The sequence below is a fragment of the Methylobacterium sp. WL18 genome, from assembly GCF_008040015.1.
Taxonomy (GTDB): domain Bacteria; phylum Pseudomonadota; class Alphaproteobacteria; order Rhizobiales; family Beijerinckiaceae; genus Methylobacterium; species Methylobacterium mesophilicum.
This window is the reverse complement of sequence record NZ_VRVD01001327.1, coordinates 1-458: the sequence shown is the minus strand read 5'-3', so window position 1 is coordinate 458 and position 458 is coordinate 1. Positions and strand designations below refer to the sequence as shown.

At 74.5% G+C, this 458-nt stretch carries 1 pseudogene; it reads left to right on the top strand.

The features are described from left to right. Positions 1–458 (top strand): annotated as a pseudogene (locus FV228_RS32580) (murein L,D-transpeptidase); the annotation flags it as partial.

Below are 458 nucleotides of genomic sequence, written 5' to 3'. Positions count from 1 at the left end.
CCGGCGGCCCCGCCGCTCGCCGTCCCGGTCGCCGTGCCGCCGGCCCCGGAACCCGTGAAGGCTCCGGAGCCCAAGGCCCAAGTCGAGAAGGCCCAAGTCGAGAAGGCCGAAGTGAAGGCTGACGCGAAGACTCCCGAGGGCCGGCCGATCGAGGCCAAGACGTCCGAGGTGAGGCCCCCGGATGCGCCGAAAAAACCGCGCGCGCCGGCGCCGCTGGTCTACGCCAAGGTCTCCACCGACCCGACCCCGACGCTCACCGCCCGGACCTTCCTGGACACGCTGAAGGTGGCCGACCGCTACGCCGCCTTCGCGGAGGCCGGCGGCTGGGAACGGCTGCCCGACGACCTGATCCGGCTGAAGCCCGGGGAGCGCAGCCCGGCGATCCCGTCGCTGCGCCACCACCTGACGCTCACCGGCGACCTGCCCGTGGACGCGCCGCCGAGCGACCGGCTCGACCC